The organism is Pantoea sp. CFCC18179, from assembly GCF_059412405.1.
This window is the reverse complement of record NZ_JBNBPM010000014.1, coordinates 14784-33989: the sequence shown is the minus strand read 5'-3', so window position 1 is coordinate 33989 and position 19206 is coordinate 14784. Positions and strand designations below refer to the sequence as shown.

The following is a 19206-nucleotide window of genomic DNA, read 5'->3' as shown; positions in this document are numbered from 1 at the left end:
GCACACAATGCGTTATCACAAGCTGGGACACTCCGGGCTGGAGGTGTCGGCGCTTTGCCTCGGAACGGTGACCTACGCGCCACCCGCGCGCAGCGGTCGCAGTTGGACGCTGGATGAAGAGGCCAGCCGCAGCGTGATCCGTGCGGCGCTGGAGCAGGGGATCAACTTTATTGATACCGCCAACATCTACGCCAAAGGTGCCAGTGAAGAGATCGTTGGCCGGGCGATACGCGATTTTGCGCTGCGCGATGAAGTGGTGATCACCAGCAAGCTGTATAACCCGATGCGCAGCGGACCGAACAGCAAAGGCTTGTCGCGCAAGGCGATCATGCAGGAGTGCGATCACAGTTTGCAGCGGCTGGGCATGGATTACATCGATCTGTATGAAATCCACCGCTGGGACGATGAAACCCCGATCGAGGAGACGCTCGAAGCGCTGCACGATTTGGTGAAGATGGGCAAAGTGCGCTATCTCGGTGCCTCGTCAATGTTTGCCTGGCAGTTCAGCAAAGCGCTGCAAATCCAGAAGTATGAGCGCTGGAGTCGTTTTATCGTGATGCAAAACCATCTCAACCTGATCTATCGCGAAGAAGAGCGCGAGATGCTGGCGCTGTGTGCGGCGGAAGGCGTGGCGGTGACGCCGTGGAGCCCACTGGCGCGTGGTCGTCTGGCGCGTCCCGTTGATGCGGCCAAAGCCAGCGTGCGCGGCGCCGATGACAGCTACACCGATTTTCTCTATGCCGCCACCGCCGAGGCCGACAGCGCGGTGATCCGTGCGGTTGAGAACATTGCCGAAACGCGCGGCGTGCCGATGGCGCAAGTGGCGCTAGCCTGGCTGTATACACGACCCGCGGTGGTGGCTGCGGTGATCGGTGCCACGCGCGAGTCACATCTAACGGATGCGTTGGCTGCGCTTGATTTACAGCTCAGCGCCGAAGAGATCCACGCCCTTGAGGCTCCTTACATTCCCCATTCCATTGTTGAACACGATTAAGGCAGGGCATTGATGAAAACTCCCGAACAGATCGCCGAGATTAAACAGGATTTGCTGGCGAAAGGTGTTGAATATTGCATGGGCGCTTACGTGGATATTCACGGCGTGCCGAAGGGGAAAGTGGTGCCGATTGCGCATCTGGATCACATGGCGCAAGGTTCGGAGCGTTATACCGGCTACGCGCTGGATGGCCTTGGTCAGTCACCGCACGAAGATGAACTGACGTCGGTGCCGGATCTCGATCACATCATCCAACTGCCGTGGGAACCGAAAATCGCCTGGATGCCCGCCGACAACCATTTTCAGGGTGAACCCTACGCGCTCAGCACGCGCGTGGCGCTGCAAAACGTGATCAAGCAGGCCAATGAAATGGGCTTTAGTTTTAATCTCGGTATTGAGTGCGAAATCTATCTGCTGAAGCGCGATGAACAAGGGTTGCTTTCGGTGCCGGAGCGCGACAATAAACTCAACAAGCCATGCTATGACTTGCAGGGATTCGTCGATCAGTTTGGCTGGCTGGATGAAGTCTCTTCCACCATCAATAACCTCGGTTGGGATCTCTATTCGCTCGATCATGAGGATGGCAACTCGCAGTACGAATTCGACTTTAACTATGCCGACGCGCTAACCACCTGCGATCGCTTTATCTTCTTCCGCTTTATGGCCAAGCATTACGCTAAACAGCGCGGGATGATCGCCACCATGATGCCGAAACCGTTCGCTGATAAAACCGGCACCGGCGCGCACTTCAATATGTCGCTGTCCGATCTGCAAAGTGGTGCCAACGTGTTCAAACGCGACGCCAGCAGCGCCGACGATCCGTGGGGATTGGGTTTGAGCGATACCGGCTATTACTTTATCGGCGGCTTGCTGAAACATGGCCGTGCGCTGTGCGCGGCATTTGCGCCAACGGTCAACAGCTACAAACGGCTGGTACGGCAGGGCGCTATGAGCTATTTCTCGTGGGCACCGGTGTTTAATTCGTGGGGATCAAACAACCGTACCAATGCGGTTCGCGTTCCGGCGGGCGGTGGACGTTGTGAATCACGCAATGCCGATGGCGCGGTGAATCCCTATCTGGCGGCAACGCTGGCGTTAGCGGCGGGATTAGAAGGGATTCGCGAGCAGATCGATCCGCGCCAGCCGAATGAAGATAACTTGTACGCGATTAGCGAAGCCGAACGGCGCGAACGTGGCATCGATTTCCTGCCGCAGAATTTACTGGAAGCGGTGGAAGCCTTTGATGCCGATCCGTTCGTTGCCGCCACGCTCGGTGAGGCGTTGAAGAAAGAGTTTATCCATTACAAGTTGCAGGAGTGGAACAGCTATCACCTGCACGTCAGCCAGTGGGAAACCGATCGCTACAGCACTATTTTCTGATCGCATCAAACCATCGTGGGGTGCGCAAGAATACGCATCCCACGAAATACGCGGCGAACCATTGTAGGGTCGCCATTCATGGTGACCAAATCGGCGCTAATTAAGCCGCAGCATCGAGTTTCTCAAACACAAAATCGCGCATCACGTTGATCGCTTGTTTGTATTTGAAATTGGGGAACATCACGTTGCGGAACAGCACGCCATCCAGATAGGTCGAAATCAGCATCGCCATATCCGCCGGATTGACCTCGCGAAACAGGCCGCTGGCGATGCCTTCTTTAATGGTGTTTTTCAGGATCAGCGACTCTTTTTCGTAGAACTTTTTAATCGCTTTATCAATGCTCGGATTGCGCCCGTTGGTGCTGGAGTAATCAAGGCTAATCTTCGCCAGTTTTTGCAGCAGATGAAATTGCAGGATGTGAATTTCAATCCACAGGAAGATCAGATCGCGCGGGCCGTTGGCGCTGGCTTTAATCGCATCAAACTGCACAAACGCGCGTTCGACCGCTGATTCGATCACTTTGATAAACAGGTCTTCTTTCGAGCCGAAGTAGTAGTAAATCAGCGCCGAATTGAGGCCAGTGGCGGTGGCGATATCTTTGATGCGTACCGCCGAATAGTTGTGAGTGGCAAACAGGTCGAATGCTGAGGATTGCAGTAATTCCGCCACATCGCGCTGCGTTTTGCGCGGTTTTTTGTCGCCGGTAACGGGTTTTGCAGTGGACTTTTCCTTCATAGACGACATCCCTACAGTGACGAAATTTTAAGTTAATTGATTAATTAACTCTACCATATCGCCTCAGGAGAACGGCATGGATTTTTATCAGCTTGGTAACCTGCCATTGGTTAGCGGCGAAACGCTGTTGGATGCGCAAGTGGCGTATCAAACTTTGGGTCAGCTCAATGCGGCGCGCGACAATGCGGTGGTGATTTTCAGCTATTACAGCGGCACGCATCAGCGCTATTTGCCGTTAATCGGTGCGGGGAAAACGCTTGATCCGGCGCGCTGGTTTATTGTGCTGGTGAACAAAATGGGCAACGGCGTTTCTTCTTCGCCCTCCAACTCATTATTGCAGGCAGGCGCGGCGTTTCCGGCGATCACCTTGGTGGACAATCTGCATGCGCAGCAGCAACTGCTGTTTAATCATCTTGGCATTGAACGTATCGCGCTGGCGTACGGTTGGTCGATGGGGGCGATGCAGGCGTGGCATCTGGCGGTGGCGCATCCTTCTCAGGTGCAAAATCTGCTGGCGGTATGTGGATCGGCGCGCTGCTGGCCGAATAATCAGGTGTTCCTTGCTGGCGTGCGCGCGGCACTGTGTTGCGATGCGCAATTTGCCGGTGGCTATTATCAGCAGCCGCCATTGCGCGGCTTGGCGGCATTTGGTCGCGTGTATGCTGGATGGGCTTATTCGGCGGCGTTTTTTCGCGAGGAGCGCTGGCGCGATCTGGGCTTTGCCTCTCTGGAAGCGTTGCTGGTGGATTGGGAGCAGGATCATCAGGCGCTGGATGCCAACGATTTATTATGTGCGTTGCACTGTTGGTATCACGCCGATGTGGGGCAACTGGCTGACGGCGACTGGCGTGCCGCGCTGGGTAAGATTGCCGCGCGCTGTATCGTGATGCCGTGTGACAGCGATCGTTATTTCACTCAGGAAGAAGCGGAGTTGGAAGTGGCGGCGCTGAAGCAAGGCGAATTGCGCGTGCTGCATTCGCCTTATGGACATTGCGCCGGCGCACCGGCGCGTTTTGCTGAGGAATCGGCGCAAATTGACAGCGCCATGCAGGCGCTGCTGCTTACTCAATAATACTTAATTCCACCACGCGGCCCTGATCGAACCAGGTTTCCAGCCCGGTAACGCGCAACTCCAGTTTGCCTTCGATCACTTCGCCGATGTAGGAGATCGGCAACGGCTCATCGGCGGTATCATCACCGTACACCACGCACATTTGTTGGCGCGGGCTGTAATAACACACCGCGCCGGTCACTTCGCCGTGCTGCTCACGCCGCAGTTTGCCTACATCCTGGGTCAGATATTTATTCTCCCACGGCGCAACGATCGGCAAGGTAAAAAACACCATGTCGCCAATCAGTTTGCCGTGTTGCAGCACGCTTTTTAACGGCAACTTTTCGCGCAGCGTTTTCGCCAGATTGGGCACTTTGTTTTCCCACACTTCGATGACGCAGATCTTGTGATCGGCCACATGCATTGCAAGTTTCATTGTTGTTGTTCTCCCAATCAGGCTTTGACGCGACGAAAACCGTCCCCGAGACCCCAGGGAAGAATGAAATCGACCCACATATGCAGGCGGTTGGCCCACGACAGCGCGCTGTGCGACAGGCGCACTAACTCTTCAAGCGTTTCACATTCACCCGCCACCTTGACGTAGAGGTGCAGCATCTCCGCCGCTTGCGGCAAGCTGACAAAATCAAAGAAATTGGCTTTGTAGCCCATGATCTCTTTGATCAGCAGTTGCAGCGTTTTCAGATCGGCTTGCGGATGGTCTTCACCGACACGAATCAATCCCCACAACATTTCATCCGCCAGCGTACGGGTTTCCCCTTCGGCGAAAATAATGGTGCTGAGGTATTGGCCGCGTGAACCGGTGCCGCGTGGCACTTCACCTCTGCCCAGCGCCGCAATTTCTGCGGGCTGCTCAAACCAGATCTTTTCGCGCTGCGCGTCAAACAGCGCTATCGCTTCATCGACCGTCATAACGTTCTCCTGGTGTGGTTGTGAATGTGGCACTTGCCACGAGTTTAATTAATCAGATAATTAAATTGAGCAAATTTTATGCCACAAAGAGAACAAAAATTAATCAGTTAATTAAGAATGAGTTAGCAGAGAAGGGCGCTGATGCGGAGGTTAAGCTGCTGTTTTGTAGTGCAGATTGCACTAATAAGATCGCTCCCACCGTAGCGGCGCAATTCATTGCGCAATGTTTGTTGGGGCACAATGCTTCAAATCATAACGTCAAAACAACGCGATAAATCGCGCCGCTACGGGTATGGTGCGTGGTGTTAAATAAAAAAAGCCGCTGTCAGCGTGACAGCGGCTTGCATCGTGCGCAGTGAGAGAATTACTTCACGCAGGCAGCGCAGTTGTTGTGAATCTGCTGGAAGAAGTCGTTGCCTTTGTCATCCACCAGGATGAACGCCGGGAAGTTTTCCACTTCAATTTTCCAGATCGCTTCCATGCCAAGTTCGGCATATTCCACGCATTCCAGGCTCTTAATGCTCTGCTGCGCCAGCACCGCTGCTGGGCCGCCGATGCTGCCGAGGTAGAAACCACCGTGTTTGTGACAGGCATCGGTCACTTGCTGGCTGCGGTTGCCTTTCGCCAACATCACCATGCTGCCACCGTTGGCTTGCAACAGATCGACATAGGAATCCATACGACCGGCAGTGGTTGGGCCGAGTGAACCGGAAGCGTAACCTTCTGGCGTTTTGGCCGGGCCCGCGTAATACACCGGATGATCTTTGATGTACTGCGGCAACCCTTCGCCGTTATCGATGCGCTCTTTCAACTTCGCGTGCGCAATATCGCGCGCCACGATGATGGTGCCGTTCAGCGACAAACGGGTTGATACCGGATAAGACGACAGCAGCTTGAGGATTTCGCTCATTGGCTGATTCAGATCGACGTTAACCACTTCGCCTTCGCCTTGCTGACGCAACTCTTCTGGAATGTAGCGGCCTGGGTTGTGTTCCAGCTTCTCGATCCAGATACCTTCGCGGTTGATCTTGGCTTTGATGTTACGGTCGGCAGAGCAAGATACGCCCATGCCAACTGGGCAAGATGCGCCGTGACGCGGCAAGCGAACCACGCGAATATCGTGGGCGAAGTATTTGCCACCAAACTGCGCACCAAGGCCAAGTTCCTGCGAGGCTTTCAGCAGTTCTTCTTCCAGCTGCACATCGCGGAACGCCTGACCATGCTCGTTGCCTTCGGTTGGCAGCGAATCGTAGTAATGCGTTGACGCCAGTTTGACGGTTTTCAGCGTGGCTTCCGCTGACGTACCGCCAATCACAAAGGCGATGTGATACGGCGGACACGCGGCGGTGCCCAGCGACATCATCTTATCGACCAGATAATTTTTCAGCTTGGCTGGGGTAATCAGCGCTTTGGTTTCCTGATACAGATAGGTTTTGTTGGCGGAACCGCCACCTTTGGCGATGCACAGGAATTTGTATTCGTCGCCATCAACGCTGTACAGGTCGATTTGCGCTGGCAGGTTAGTGCCGGTGTTCACTTCTTTATACATATCCAGCGCGGCATTCTGAGAATAGCGCAGGTTATCTTCGATAAAGGTGTTATAGACGCCTTGCGACAGTGCGGCTTCATCGCCGCCGCCGGTCCAGACGCGCTGGCCTTTTTTACCCATGATGATCGCGGTGCCGGTATCCTGGCAGGTCGGTAAAACACCTTTCGCTGCGATTTCCGAGTTGCGCAGGAATTGTAGCGCCACGTATTTGTCATTCTTGCTGGCTTCATCATCGGCCAAAATCGCGGCGACCTGCGCCTGATGCGAGGCGCGCAGCATGAACGAAGCATCGTGGAATGCTTGCTTCGCCAGCAGTGTCAGCGCTTGGGGATCGACTTTCAACACTTCTTCGCCATCGAAATTGGCTACCGAGACGTAATCGCTGCTCAGCAGATAGTATTCGGTATCATCTTTGGCGAGAGGAAAGGGATTCTGATAATAGAAGGGTTTGTTCGACATGTTGGCTCACTTAGCTTCGTGTTGCCCATCAGCACGAGGGGCGACAAATTAGGCATCTGTTATTCGATTTTCTCTCGCCAGCCCTCCGCAAGGGCTGACTGGCGAGCATCATAACACTTTCACGGTACTGCGCGGCTCCGTTTTTTAACATCGAAGCAACATCATCAGAACATCATCACCATCCATGGATAGGCGACAACCATCAGCAGAACCAGGAACAAGCCACCAAAGATGGTGCCGAGGCGCCAGTAATCTTTAGTTGGCAGATAGCCGCTACCGTAGTAAATCGGGCTTGGGCCGGTGCCGTATGGGGTGATAATGCCCATCACACCCAAGGAAACACACATCATCAAGCAGAATACCGGCATGTTGATGCCTGGGATTGACGCGGCAATGGTCAACATGGCTGGCAGCAGCGCGGTGGTGTGCGCAGTGGTACTGGCAAACAAGTAGTGCAGCAGGTAGAAGGCAATCAGCAGAACCACCGCAGAAACCTGTGGATCGTAACCGTGCAACAGCATCGCGCCTTCTTTACCTAACCAGGCGATAAAGCCAACGCGGGCTAAACCATCCGCCAGTGCAACCAGGGTGGCGAACCACGCAAAGGTATTCCAGGCCGCTTTGTTGCTGGTGATGTCATTCCAGTTTAGTACACCGGTCCACAACATCAGCACGATGACTAATAAGGCCGCCATTGCCGGTTCAATCCACGCTGTCGCGAAGATCCACATCATCAACGCCGCTACCACGAAGCCCAGCAGCAGGATTTCATTGCGTGACAGTTTGCCGAGTTTTGCCAGTTCAGCGGTGGCCCAACGTGGCACTTCATCGTTGATTTTCACTTCTGGCGGATAGAGCCAGTAAGCCAGCAGCGGCATGGTCAGAATCAACAGCACGCCCAGCGGCAGGAAGGCGAGGAACCACATGCCCCATGAGATATCGAAACCGACCACGCTTTTCACCAGCGCCAGCGCCAGCAGGTTAGGTGCCAGAGCAGAAAGGAACATCGAACTGGTGATACACGCAGCGGTGATCGCAACCCACATCAAGTAAGAACCAATCTTACGCGCGCTTGGGTCATTCGGTTTTGAACCGTACAGCGGTGGCAGGTTGGCGATGATTGGATAGATAGTACCGCCACTGCGCGCGGTGTTGGATGGCGTAAACGGTGCCAGCAACAGGTCAGCAAAGGTGATGGCGTAACCCAGCGTTAAGCTGCGACGACCAAGATATTTCACCAGAATCAGCGCCAGGCGGCGACCAAACTGGGTTTTATCGTAGCCCGCGGCAAACATAAAGGCACCGAAGATCAGCCAAACGGTGGAGTTGCCGAAGCCGCTGACCGCCCATTTGAACGACTGCGCCGCAGTTTTGAACTTGGGATCGGCCAGTTCCGCCGGGCTAAACAGTACCCATTGGCTGAACAGCGCAATCACCACCACACCGGTTAAGCCGATGACCGCACCCGGTAATGGCTCGAAAATCAGTCCCACAATTACCCCGACAAAAATGGCGAAGAAGTGCCATGCATAAGGTTCCAATCCCGCAGGAGTTGGGACCAGCAGCAACAGCACAGCCACAATAATTGGCAGGCACAACATAATCAGGCGGTTCTTTTTCCCGGGCGCCGCGGGGGGCGCTTTTAGGGATTCACTCTGGGTTGTTTGTGTGTTCATAGTTTTGGTCTGCAAGTTATGGAGAATGCGGTTATACGCCCCGAACTAAGCTGTTTATTTAGTTACAAAACCCTTGTAGCAGATTAGTCGTGACATTTAAAACTGAGTTTTAATAAATCGTCGTTTGGAAATTTTGATACGCGAATTATCAATTGAATGTGAACATGATGCGATTAATTAAAATATCTATTTTGATCCAGATCAATAAAATTTATTGGTGGTTTTTTTGCTTTAAACATGCACGCGTTAATAAATGAACCAACAGGTGAAAATTAACTGTGTTTGGTCATCGAAACGCAACAAATCAAGCAAAAAACAGCAAATGAGGAGGTTTTATCTTTCTGATAAGGCTGGTTTTGTTTTAAAAGTAAGGAAAAATTTGATTTTTGTCAAGACTTGGTCAAAACTTAGCGAAGCGCAGCTTTGAGCATTACGCTCCGAATATTAATTACATGGGTAAAACTTATATAACTAACGAATAAGGTTATGTAAGTAAATAAAATGGTATATTTACGCCATGAAATCGGACCACTAAAATAAATATAATTTCATCCGAACCGCTAAAGAATTGAATACGAATTTCTTAATTTGGAGTTGCTCATCATGAATAAGCTCACCCCGATCCTTAATCCGCTTACGCTGCCGAAAGGTGCGGTGCTAAAAAACCGTTTGGTTATGGCACCGATGACCACCTGTACCGGCTACTTTGATGGCGGTGTTACCAGTGACCTTGTCGAATATTATCGTGTACGCGCCGGCAGCATCGGCACCGTCATCGTTGAATGCTGCTTTATTGATAACCGTGGTCCAGCCTTCCCTGGTGCGCTCGGCATCGACAGCGATAACAAAATTCCGGGCCTGGCGAAAATCGCCCACGCCATCAAATCGCAAGGTTCCAAAGCGATTTTGCAGATTTATCACGGCGGCCGCATGGTTGAACCGGCACTGATCGGTGGTAAAACTCCGGTCGCGCCAAGTGCCATCGCCGCACCGCGTGAAGGTGCTACCACGCCACAAGCTTTAACCGCTGAAGAAGTGGATGTAATGATCACCAAGTTTGGTGATGCCGTTAACCGTGCGATTAAAGCCGGATTCGATGGCGTGGAAATCCACGGCGCGAACACCTATCTGATTCAGCAGTTCTACTCGCCTAACTCCAACCAGCGCGACGACAAATGGGGCGGCAGCCGCGACAATCGCGCCCGTTTCCCGATGGAAGTGCTGGAAATCACCCACAAAATGGCCGACCGCTTCGCTGCGGCGGACTTCGTGATTGGATATCGCTTCTCGCCAGAAGAGCTGGAAGTGCCGGGCATCCGCTGGGACGATACGCTGTATCTGCTGGAAAAACTGGCAGAGCGCGGTCTGGATTATGTGCACTTCTCCGTCGGCCAGTTGCTGCGTCCATCGATCGTCGATACTCAGGACCCAACGCCGTTAATCACTAAATATCTCGCGCAACGTTCACCTACGCTGGCAAAAGTACCGGTGATTGGTGTTGGCGGCATCGTCAATAAAGAAGATGCCGAGAACGCGCTGGAACATGGATTCGATTTGGTGGCGATCGGTAAAGCCTGCATCGCTTACCCGGATTGGACTGACCGTGCGCTGAAAAACCAGCATATGGAGCTGTCCATCGATAGCACTAAGCGCGAGGAACTGACTATTCCAGAACCGCTGTGGCGCTTCTCACTGGTCGATGCGATGATCCGCGACGTCAGCGATGGCCATCGCAAATACAAAGCCGGTGTTTATCAAGCCAAAGTCGAAGCCGAAGCGCTGAAACTGAAAATCAACGTCACCCTCGACACCGACCGTATCACCGACATTTCACTGGTGCCGGACCCAAGTCTGGATGTCGATTTCACCAGTACCTTCGAAAGCCTGCGTGAACGCATTCTGGTGGCCAATAGTCCACACGTTGATGCAATTACCGGCGCAACCACCCAGAGTGAAGCGCTGAAAAAAGCCGTTTCGCGTGCCATGACCACCTCAAGCAAAGAGTATGTGATTGAAGAGGGCGGCAACCCGAATGCGCCGGTCAATTACGATGTGGTGGTAGTGGGAACCGGCGGTGCCGGTCTGGCGGCGGCGATTCAGGCGCATGACGACGGCGCGCGTGTGGTGATCATCGAGAAGATGCCCACCATCGGCGGCAATACCATTAAAGCTTCGGTCGGCATGAACGCAGCGGAAACCCGTTATCAGAAACTGAAAGGCATCGAAGACAGCAAAGAGTTGTTCTATGAAGAGACGCTGAAAGGCGGCAAGTTCAAAAACAATCCGGTGCTGTTGCGTGAGTTTGTTGAGCAAGCGCCAGAAGCCATTGAGTGGCTGGCGGCGAAAGAGATTGAGCTGTGCGACATTACCATCACCGGCGGTATGAGCATTGATCGTACCCACCGTCCAGAAGATCGCTCAGCGGTCGGCGGCTTCCTGATTAGCGGCCTAGTGAAAAACGTTAACAAGCGTGAAATCGAAGTGCTGCTGGAAACCTCGGTCGCAGAAATCCTGGTGGAAAACGGCGCGGTAACTGGCGTGAAAGTGGTGGATGAGTACAACGACAGCCGCATCATCAACGCCAAAAGCGTGATTGTGGCCACCGGCGGCTTCAGTGCTAACCGCGAAATGGTGGTGAAATACCGTCCTGAGCTGGATGGCTTCGTCACCACTAACCACAAAGGTGCCACCGGCAGCGGTATCGCCATGTTGCAAAATATCGGCGCAGATACCGTCGATATGGGCGAAATCCAGATTCACCCAACGGTTGAGCAAACCACGTCGTATCTGATCTCTGAAGCGATGCGCGGCGGCGGGGCGATTCTGGTGAGCCAGGCGGGTAAGCGTTTCTACAACGAAATGGAAACTCGCGACAAAGTGTCCGCTGAGATCATCGCACTGCCAGAGAAAAGTGCATGGATCGTGTTTGATGAGCAAGTGCGTGCCAACAACAAAGCGGCGGACGAATACATCGCCAAAGGCTTTGTGATCAGCGCTCCAACGCCGCATGAACTGGCGGTAAAACTCAACATGGATCAGGAAGCGCTGCAAACCACACTCGGTCGTTACAACGAGTTTGTGGCCAAGCAGGATGACGAAGACTTTGGTCGTAAGACGGCGCTGCGGCATCCGCTGAACAAAGGTCCGTACTTCGCGATCCGTATCGCCCCGGGTGTGCACCATACGATGGGCGGCGTCACCATCAACACCGATACCGCGGTGCTGGATGCGCAGAAACAGGTGATTCCTGGTGCGTGGGCGGCTGGTGAAGTGGTCGGCGGCATTCACGGTGCTAACCGCATCGGCGGTAACGCGGTGGCCGATATCATCATCTTTGGTATCAAAGCCGGTCGTAATGCCGCTAAACTGGCGCGAGGCAATTAATTAGCACCGATAAAAATGCCCGCTGCGTGCGGGCATTTTTTTAACGAGGCAACAATGACTAATGATGGCGTTTATGCCTACTCCGCAGTACTGATGGGTTCGCCCATTCTGCTCAAACTGTTCGACGATAACCCCACCTTAGCGCGCCAGGTTTTCCAACTGATCAAGCAGCAAGAAAATCTCTTCACCGTCAATCGCGCAGCATCCGAAGTGATGTCAATCAATCAGGCCGCCGGTCTTCATCCGGTGGTGGTGAGCGAAGCGGTGTTTGCGTTAATCAGTGTGGCGCACGCGGTCAGCTTACTCCCCAACAGCGCTTTCAACTTCACCATCGGACCGATTGTGAAGCGTTGGAAAATCGGCTTTCAGGGCCGAGAAGTACCCGCGAAAACGGATATCGCCGCCTTACTGCCACGCACCGATCCGCATCAGGTAATACTCAATCCCGCTGATCGTTCGGTGTTTCTCCAACAGCAGGGCATGGAAATCGATCTTGGTGCCATCGCCAAAGGTTATATCGCCGATCGCGTGCAGGCATTCTTGCGTCAGCAAGGCGTGCAGCAGGCATTAATTAATCTCGGCGGCAATGTGCAAACGCTGGGTTGTCCACCGCATGAAGCAGAAGGTTGGGGCATTGGCCTGAAAAAGCCGTTTGGTGGCGATGATGAGTTACTCGGCGTGCTGCGTGTGCAGGGAAAATCGGTGGTGACGTCGGGAATTTATGAGCGCTATTTCGAGCTGGACGGGCATTGCTGGCATCACATCTTTGATCCTAAAACCGGTTATCCGCTGGATAACGAATTGCTGAGCGTGACGGTGATTTCCGACCGCTCAATTGATGGCGATATTTACACCACGCTGTTATACGGCATGGGCGTGGAAAACGGGCTGGCGTATCTTGCCGACCAGCCCGACATCGACGCGGTATTTGTCACCCGCGATCGGCAAATCATCTGCTCCGCGCCGCGCCATTTCCACTTCCAGCCAATCGATCCTGCGTGGCAACTGCGTTACTGACAATATTGTTGCAGCAGCGAATGGTATTCCGGCTGTAAGCGATAACGGTACACCGGACGTCCGGTGGCACCGTAATGAATGCTGGTGAACAGAATATTAATCTGCGCCAGCCAAATCAGGTATTTACGGCACGATACGCGAGAAATATTCACTTCCGCCGCCAGTTCATCGGTAGAGAACTCGTGGCCGGGATGCGCATCAATCCACTGGCACAGCGTGCGCAGCGTTTGCGGTGTTAAGCCTTTTGGCAAACGCTTGTTATCGTGCTGGGTCGCCGGGCTGCCGTGAATCAGCAGATCAACATCCGATTGTTGATAGTAATGCTGATTATCCATCAACGACTTCTTCTGCCGCCAGCCGGTCAGCGCTTCTTCAAAACGCGGGAACTGGAACGGTTTGATCAGATAATCCACCACACCGTAATGCAGCGAGGTTTTAATGTTCTCCGCATCGGCCGCTGATGAAATGATGATCACTTCCACCGGGCTTTGCGCGGTACGCAATTCCGGCAACAGATCGAGGCCATTCTCTTGCTGCATATAGATATCCAGCAGCACCAGATCGACCGTGATCTCACTGTTGAACAGGATCTCTTTCGCCTGCTTGAGCGTTGATGCGGTACCGCAGCAGGTAAAGCCCTGCACCTGACCGATATACGCGCGATTAAGCTCGGCAACCATGGCGTCATCATCGACCACTAACACATTGATCATGCGGATTGGTTTCCTCCATCCCAGGGAAGTTGAACTAAAAATTGAGTAAACACGCCGGGTTCTGACTCGACGCTGACGCTGCCGCCAATACTTTCGGTTTGCTGCTTGAGCAGAAATAGCCCAACGCCGCGATTCTCACCTTTGGTTGAGAAGCCTTTGTCAAAAATTGTGGCGAGACGGTCGGCTTCAATGCCCGGACCATCATCGCTCACTTCGCACGTCAGCCAACCGTTTTGGTAGTGCAGCATCACGTGAATTTCGCCTTCAACCTGCTCATGCATGGCATCCAGCGCATTCTCCACTAAATTGCCGACCACGGTAATCAGCGCCGCCATTTGCTCTTCGTTGCCGCTATCTGGCAAGAAACTGGCATCGCTGATGGTCAGGCGATGGCCGCAATCCGAGGCGCGATTGATCTTACTCAACAGGAAACCGGCAATCACCGGCGACTTGATTTTGTCGAGCAAGAAACCAATTTCCGTCTGGTAATTATTGGCGGTTTTGAGAATGTAAGCTTCCACCTGCGGGTAATTTTTCATGTGCAGCAGGCCGAGAATCACATGCAGCTTGTTCATAAACTCATGTGAACGTTCTCGCAGCGCATCGACATAGCTTACCATGCCGGTCAAACGCTGCATTAGCTGACTGATTTCGGTTTTATCCCTGAAGGTACACACCGCGCCGATAATCCGCCCGTGGCTGCGCACCGGCACGGTATTACTTAGCAACACGCGACCATTCACATTCAGCTCTTCATCGCGGCGCGCGCGTCCGGTTTGTAAGACATCATGCAAATGCTTGTCGATCACCGAGGCATCATAAACGTGATCGGCGGTGATGGTGCCCATCGAATCATTAAGCAGCGAACGCGCGGCCTGATTCACCAGCGTCACTTGTGCCTGATCGTCCATGGCGATCACGCCTTCCTTGAGCGAGTTGAGAATCGCCTGGCGCTGCTCAAACAGGGTGGAAATTTCGTAAGGTTCAAGGCCAAACAAGATGCGTTTCAGCACGCGCACCAGAATCAACGTCCCGATGGCGCCCGCCAGCGTACCAATAAAAATGGTCCACAAAATACTCCAGCGGCTTTCGTTGATTTGCACGCTGACCGCTTCCAGCGAAATGCCAATCGCCACCACACCAATCTGTTGATGTTGCGCGTTAAAGATCGGGGTGAAAACGCGTAGCGCTTTTGCCAGCGAACCTTTATTCACCGAAACATTTTCATGGCCGCGCAACGCGGGCTCAATGTCGTCGCCGATAAAGTGTTTGCCGATCAATTCAGGATTGCGATGCGAGTAACGAATGCCATCCATGTTGGTCACGGTGATGAACAACAGATTATTGGTCTCTTCCACCGCTTTGGCGATCGGCTGAATGCGCGTGCCATCCGGCGGATAAGCCAGCGCGCGCTGAATCTCCGGCGAGTCCGCCAGCGTGCGCGCCACCGCCATGGCTTTATCCTCCAGTTGCCCACGCGTCGAGGCCCCAATCTGGAAGAAATAGAACATATGCACGCTGAGCAACACCAGCACGATAACCGCGCTGAGCATCAAGGTGACCAAGGTATTAAGCTTCATCGGCTGCTTACGCGCCGTGATTCCTTGCTGTGGAGAAGACATGATCGCGCTCTGAAAAGAAGAGGGCGTTTATTATGACGGATAAATGAGAGAAGGTCGCGCGCTGTCAATGGAAGGATTATCTCGTAGGGTGCGCATTGATGCGCACCTGGTCGCCATTAATGGCGACCCTACGAATAGCGGAGTTAACTCGATTTCACCCGGTTCGCAAAACTCTTACGCAGCTTCTGCAATTTCGGTGGGATTACCGCCATGCAATAGCCGTTGCGCTGACCCGCGCCTTCCCAATAATCCTGATGATAACCTTCCGCCGGATACCACTCTTTCAGCGGCTCGATGGTGGTGACCACCGGATCGCTCAGGCCTTGCTGCGCGCGGGCAATCGCGGCAATCGCTTCGGCTTCTTGTTCAGCATTGGCCGGGAAAATCGCGGAACGATATTGCGTGCCAACATCATTGCCCTGGCGGTTTAGCGTGGTTGGATCGTGGGTCGCGAAGCTGATATCCAGCAGATCGCCATACTTCACTTGTTCAGGATCGAACCCAACACGAATCGCTTCCGCATGGCCGGTGGCACCGCTGCACACTTGCTCATAGGTCGGATTTGGCCGTTCGCCGCCGGTGTAACCACTTTCGACTGACTCCACGCCAATCACATCTTTAAACACTGCTTCGGTACACCAGAAACAGCCACCGGCGATCACCGCATATTCGGTTGCCATTGTATTACTCCTGTCAGGACGAAAGCATTAAAGTGAGGGCAAGCCCATAACAATTCAAGCAGTTAAATTAACATTTCTGGCTTAAAGTCGCGGTGCTTGTCGAGCAGCAGATTACTCATCACGCTAAAGCGACCTTCACCGGTGTAGTGCAGCGTCGGCGGAAATTCGGGCGATTCGGCAACGTGCGCTTTGACGATTTCGAAGATAAAGAAATTGTAGTTGTCCACCATCGAATCGTCATACAGCTGGCACTCAAAGCTGGCAAAACACTCATCGATCAGTGGCGCGTTGACCACGCTTGCCGGTTCCGGCGTCAGTTTGCAGGCGTCAAATTTATCCAGCCGATCGCCGTGGCTGTTGCCAATCTTCACCACGCTGTCGATCAAGTTGCTTGAAGGCACGTTGATCACGCATTGGCCGCTCTGGCGAATCAGTTCGTGGCTGTAATTGCCGTCAGCGATCATGCAACCCACCAGCGACGGGGAAAACTCCAGAATGGTGTGCCAGCCCAGCGTCATGATGTCGCGCTGATCCTCAAACTGCGAGCTCACCAGCACCACTGGGCCCGGCTCCAGATATTTCCGCGCCTTGCTGACCGGAAAGTCGATTTTATGCATGCGTCGAAACATCACCTTTCTCCTGTGATTGGTAGAGACACACTTAAGTGTAGATGCCCGCTTTACGCGGCTGAAAAATCACGGCATGTTAGTGCCTCATCTTTTCTGGAGCGCTTTCATGGAATCTGTGTGCCCATCCACATCTCGTCCTACCTTGCACTTGCTGTGCGGTAAAATCGCCGCCGGAAAATCCACCTTAGCCCATCAACTGTCGCAGCAAACTGGCGCGGTGATCATCAGTGAAGATGCGTGGTTGGGCCATCTGTTCGCCGAAGAGATGCAGGAGGTCGCGGATTATGTGCGCTGTGCCGGGAAGTTGCGCAATGCGATGACGCCGCATCTGATCTCGTTGTTGCAGTGCGGCGTATCGGTGGTGCTGGATTTCCCGGCGAATACTGTTGGTCAGCGGCAGTGGATGAAGGCGGTGATGCAAAGTGCAGCGTGCGAGCATCAACTGCATTTTCTTGATGTGCCCGATGAAGAGTGCAAAGCGCGCCTGCACGCGCGTAATGCCGCAGGACAACATGATTTCGCCGCCACCGACGCACAGTTTGCGATGATCAGCAGCTACTTCGTGGCACCCACACAAGATGAAGGCTTTAATCTGGTCACGCACCGTTAATCAAGCAGGAATCGCTTATGAATAACCCTTTGTGTCAGCCTTTTAATCTCGCCTATCCAATTATTCAGGCACCGATGGCGGGCGTGTCAACGCCAGAGTTGGCGGCGGCGGTCAGTAACAGCGGGGCGCTGGGTTCGATCAGCGTTGGCGCTTCCACGCCAGAGCAGGCGGAAGCGATGATCCGCAAAACCCATGCGCTCACCGCCGCACCGTTTAACGTTAACGTTTTTTGCCATGCGCCGGTGCAACGCGATCCCGCAGTAGAACAGGCGTGGATTGCACGTTTTCAGCCGCAGTTTGAGCGTTATGAAGCGCCCGCGCTGGCAGAGTTAGCGGAAATTTATCAAACATTCCATGAAAACGCTGCGATGCTTGAGGTGCTGCTCGAAACGGCGCCCGCAGCGGTGAGTTTCCATTTCGGTCTGCCGTCAGCCGCTTTCGTGCAACGCTTAAAACAGCGCGGCATTGTGACGTTGGCAAGCGCCACGAGCCTCGACGAAGCGCAGGCGATTGAGGCGGCGGGCATTGATTTTATCGTGGCGCAGGGCATTGAAGCAGGCGGACATCGCGGCATCTTTGATCCACAGGCGAGCGATGAACTGCACAGCACCTTCACTTTGGTCCAGGCGCTCCGCAAGACTTCGCGGCTTCCGGTCATTGCAGCCGGCGGCATTATGAATGGCGCAGGTATCGCGGCGATGCTGAAACTCGGCGCAGTTGGCGTGCAGATGGGTACCGCTTTTGTACTTTGTCCAGAATCGGCCGCCAATCCGGCTTATCGCCAGGCGCTTAAAAGCGCGCAGGGCACGGAAATGACCGCGGCGATTTCCGGCCGCCCCGCCAGATGCATCATCAATGATTTTTGCCACCTGACGCGCAACATCACGCGCGATGCAATTCCGTCTTATCCGCTGACTTATGCCTTGGGTAAAGCGCTGGCCGCCGCCGCTGCGAACAAGGGCGATCACGGCTTCGGCGCGCAGTGGGCAGGACAGGGCGCCGCGCTGGCGCGAGAAATGCCTGCTGCCGAGTTGATTAAAACGCTGGTGGCGGAGTGGCAGGCGGCGTGATGACATTATGTGAAAATAAAGCTGCGCTTAAAAACTGATAATAAAGACGGCATAGTTTTCTATGCCGTTTTAAATCTGAATGGCATGTTTTCTGGCAACGAAAATAGAACGATTAAGGTTCATCAATTCGTGAAACCTTTAATGTGGTCTGTTTACCACGGCCATAGACTTTGCCACTCACACGAATTTTGTCATCCGCCTCAAATGTTTTACCTTTGAAAGCGGCTTTTTCAGCGTTAATGGTTAATGTCCCGGTATTATCCTGGAATCTATAATCATCGCCATTTAATTTTTTAACGATATAACCTTCCAACGTAACATAGCCGCCCTGGCGGAAATCACGGATTTGCGCTATCGCCGTTTGCGCGGTATCTTCCGAGCCTTTATATCCGGCATCTTGCTGGTTCTGTGAGGGTGGTGTGGCACCCGCTTTATATCCGCCCTCAGCTGCATTTACGCTCACGCTAAACATCACGATTGAAGCCAAAATAACTGCTTTCATACCTGCTCCTGAAATTATTTATTTCACCTGATGATAGTTTGGCACAAATATCTGTTCTTGCTCAGTAATCTCAATGGCCATGGCAAAAAGCTTATTGTTTATCGATAAACTCATTTAGCGCCTCGCTTAAATAGAGTTGTGCATTAAATCAACGCCATTTACGTCTTTAAACATCATTTAAAAGTGAAGCGGCAATTAATCGAC

Annotated in this window: 17 protein-coding genes; 7 read left to right on the top strand and 10 right to left on the bottom strand. The window is 53.3% G+C overall.

The annotated features are described in order from the left end of the window. Positions 1-7 precede the first annotated feature (7 nt). Both ACPUC7_RS20265 and glnT read left to right on the top strand, forming a co-directional pair. Positions 8-994 (top strand): aldo/keto reductase, encoded by a 987-nt coding sequence (locus tag ACPUC7_RS20265; protein WP_494924245.1) that lies wholly within the window; start codon positions 8-10, stop codon positions 992-994. A 12-nt stretch (positions 995-1006) separates the two neighbouring features. Then, complete coding sequence (gene glnT, locus ACPUC7_RS20260; protein WP_494924244.1) at positions 1007-2374, top strand: type III glutamate--ammonia ligase; 1368 nt, start codon at positions 1007-1009, stop codon at positions 2372-2374. A 100-nt stretch (positions 2375-2474) separates the two neighbouring features. Here glnT and ACPUC7_RS20255 read toward each other — a convergent pair whose 3' ends face one another. After that, on the bottom strand, positions 2475-3110 hold the full coding sequence (locus tag ACPUC7_RS20255) for a TetR/AcrR family transcriptional regulator (RefSeq protein WP_494924243.1): 636 nt from the start codon (positions 3108-3110) through the stop codon (positions 2475-2477). Between the two features lie 76 nt (positions 3111-3186). Here ACPUC7_RS20255 and ACPUC7_RS20250 point away from each other — a divergent pair, with 76 nt between their 5' ends. Next, a complete protein-coding gene (locus ACPUC7_RS20250) occupies positions 3187-4182 on the top strand; it encodes an alpha/beta fold hydrolase (RefSeq protein ID WP_494924242.1) in 996 nt (331 codons plus the stop codon). Here ACPUC7_RS20250 and ACPUC7_RS20245 read toward each other — a convergent pair. The 4 genes from ACPUC7_RS20245 to ACPUC7_RS20230 all read right to left on the bottom strand — a co-directional run bounded on the left by ACPUC7_RS20245 (position 4172) and on the right by ACPUC7_RS20230 (position 8775). Beyond that, positions 4172-4597: a hypothetical protein gene (locus ACPUC7_RS20245; protein ID WP_494924241.1), complete on the bottom strand. Its 426-nt coding sequence runs from the start codon at positions 4595-4597 to the stop codon at positions 4172-4174. The genes ACPUC7_RS20250 and ACPUC7_RS20245 overlap by 11 nt on opposite strands. Before the next feature lie 17 nt (positions 4598-4614). After that, complete coding sequence (locus tag ACPUC7_RS20240; protein WP_343553799.1) at positions 4615-5091, bottom strand: cucumopine synthase-related protein; 477 nt, start codon at positions 5089-5091, stop codon at positions 4615-4617. A gap of 364 nt (positions 5092-5455) precedes the next feature. Beyond that, complete coding sequence (gene fumA / locus ACPUC7_RS20235; RefSeq protein WP_343553798.1) at positions 5456-7099, bottom strand: class I fumarate hydratase FumA; 1644 nt, start codon at positions 7097-7099, stop codon at positions 5456-5458. 164 nt (positions 7100-7263) lie between these two features. Next, the gene (locus tag ACPUC7_RS20230; protein WP_343553797.1) at positions 7264-8775 is read right to left on the bottom strand and encodes an anion permease; all 1512 of its coding nucleotides are present in this window, start codon (positions 8773-8775) and stop codon (positions 7264-7266) included. 603 nt (positions 8776-9378) lie between these two features. On the opposite strand from ACPUC7_RS20230, the gene ACPUC7_RS20225 reads away from it, so the two are divergent. Both ACPUC7_RS20225 and ACPUC7_RS20220 read left to right on the top strand, forming a co-directional pair. Further along, positions 9379-12159 (top strand): flavocytochrome c, encoded by a 2781-nt coding sequence (locus ACPUC7_RS20225; protein ID WP_494924240.1) that lies wholly within the window; start codon positions 9379-9381, stop codon positions 12157-12159. Between the two features lie 54 nt (positions 12160-12213). After that, positions 12214-13176: an FAD:protein FMN transferase gene (locus tag ACPUC7_RS20220; RefSeq protein ID WP_494924239.1), complete on the top strand. Its 963-nt coding sequence runs from the start codon at positions 12214-12216 to the stop codon at positions 13174-13176. Here ACPUC7_RS20220 and dcuR read toward each other — a convergent pair. The 4 genes from dcuR to ACPUC7_RS20200 form a co-directional block, all read right to left on the bottom strand. Then, positions 13170-13889 (bottom strand): two-component system response regulator DcuR, encoded by a 720-nt coding sequence (gene dcuR / locus ACPUC7_RS20215; protein ID WP_343553794.1) that lies wholly within the window; start codon positions 13887-13889, stop codon positions 13170-13172. The genes ACPUC7_RS20220 and dcuR overlap by 7 nt on opposite strands. Next, positions 13886-15511 (bottom strand): sensor histidine kinase, encoded by a 1626-nt coding sequence (locus tag ACPUC7_RS20210; RefSeq protein ID WP_343553793.1) that lies wholly within the window; start codon positions 15509-15511, stop codon positions 13886-13888. Before ACPUC7_RS20210 ends, dcuR begins: the two co-directional genes overlap by 4 nt. 143 nt (positions 15512-15654) lie before the next feature. Further along, positions 15655-16191 (bottom strand): peptide-methionine (S)-S-oxide reductase MsrA, encoded by a 537-nt coding sequence (msrA, locus tag ACPUC7_RS20205; protein WP_494924238.1) that lies wholly within the window; start codon positions 16189-16191, stop codon positions 15655-15657. Positions 16192-16253: 62 nt separating this feature from the next. Then, positions 16254-16820, bottom strand: a complete 567-nt coding sequence (locus ACPUC7_RS20200) for a flavin reductase family protein (protein WP_494924237.1) — start codon at positions 16818-16820, stop codon at positions 16254-16256. A 106-nt stretch (positions 16821-16926) separates the two neighbouring features. On the opposite strand from ACPUC7_RS20200, the gene ACPUC7_RS20195 reads away from it, so the two are divergent. Next, complete coding sequence (locus ACPUC7_RS20195) at positions 16927-17430, top strand: P-loop nucleotide/nucleoside kinase family protein (protein ID WP_494924236.1); 504 nt, start codon at positions 16927-16929, stop codon at positions 17428-17430. Positions 17431-17447: 17 nt separating this feature from the next. Beyond that, positions 17448-18500: an NAD(P)H-dependent flavin oxidoreductase gene (locus ACPUC7_RS20190; RefSeq protein WP_494924235.1), complete on the top strand. Its 1053-nt coding sequence runs from the start codon at positions 17448-17450 to the stop codon at positions 18498-18500. 112 nt (positions 18501-18612) lie between these two features. On the opposite strand, the gene ACPUC7_RS20185 is transcribed toward ACPUC7_RS20190, so the two are convergent. Continuing rightward, a complete protein-coding gene (locus tag ACPUC7_RS20185; RefSeq protein ID WP_494924234.1) occupies positions 18613-19002 on the bottom strand; it encodes a YgiW/YdeI family stress tolerance OB fold protein in 390 nt (129 codons plus the stop codon). Between the last annotated feature and the right edge of the window lie 204 nt (positions 19003-19206).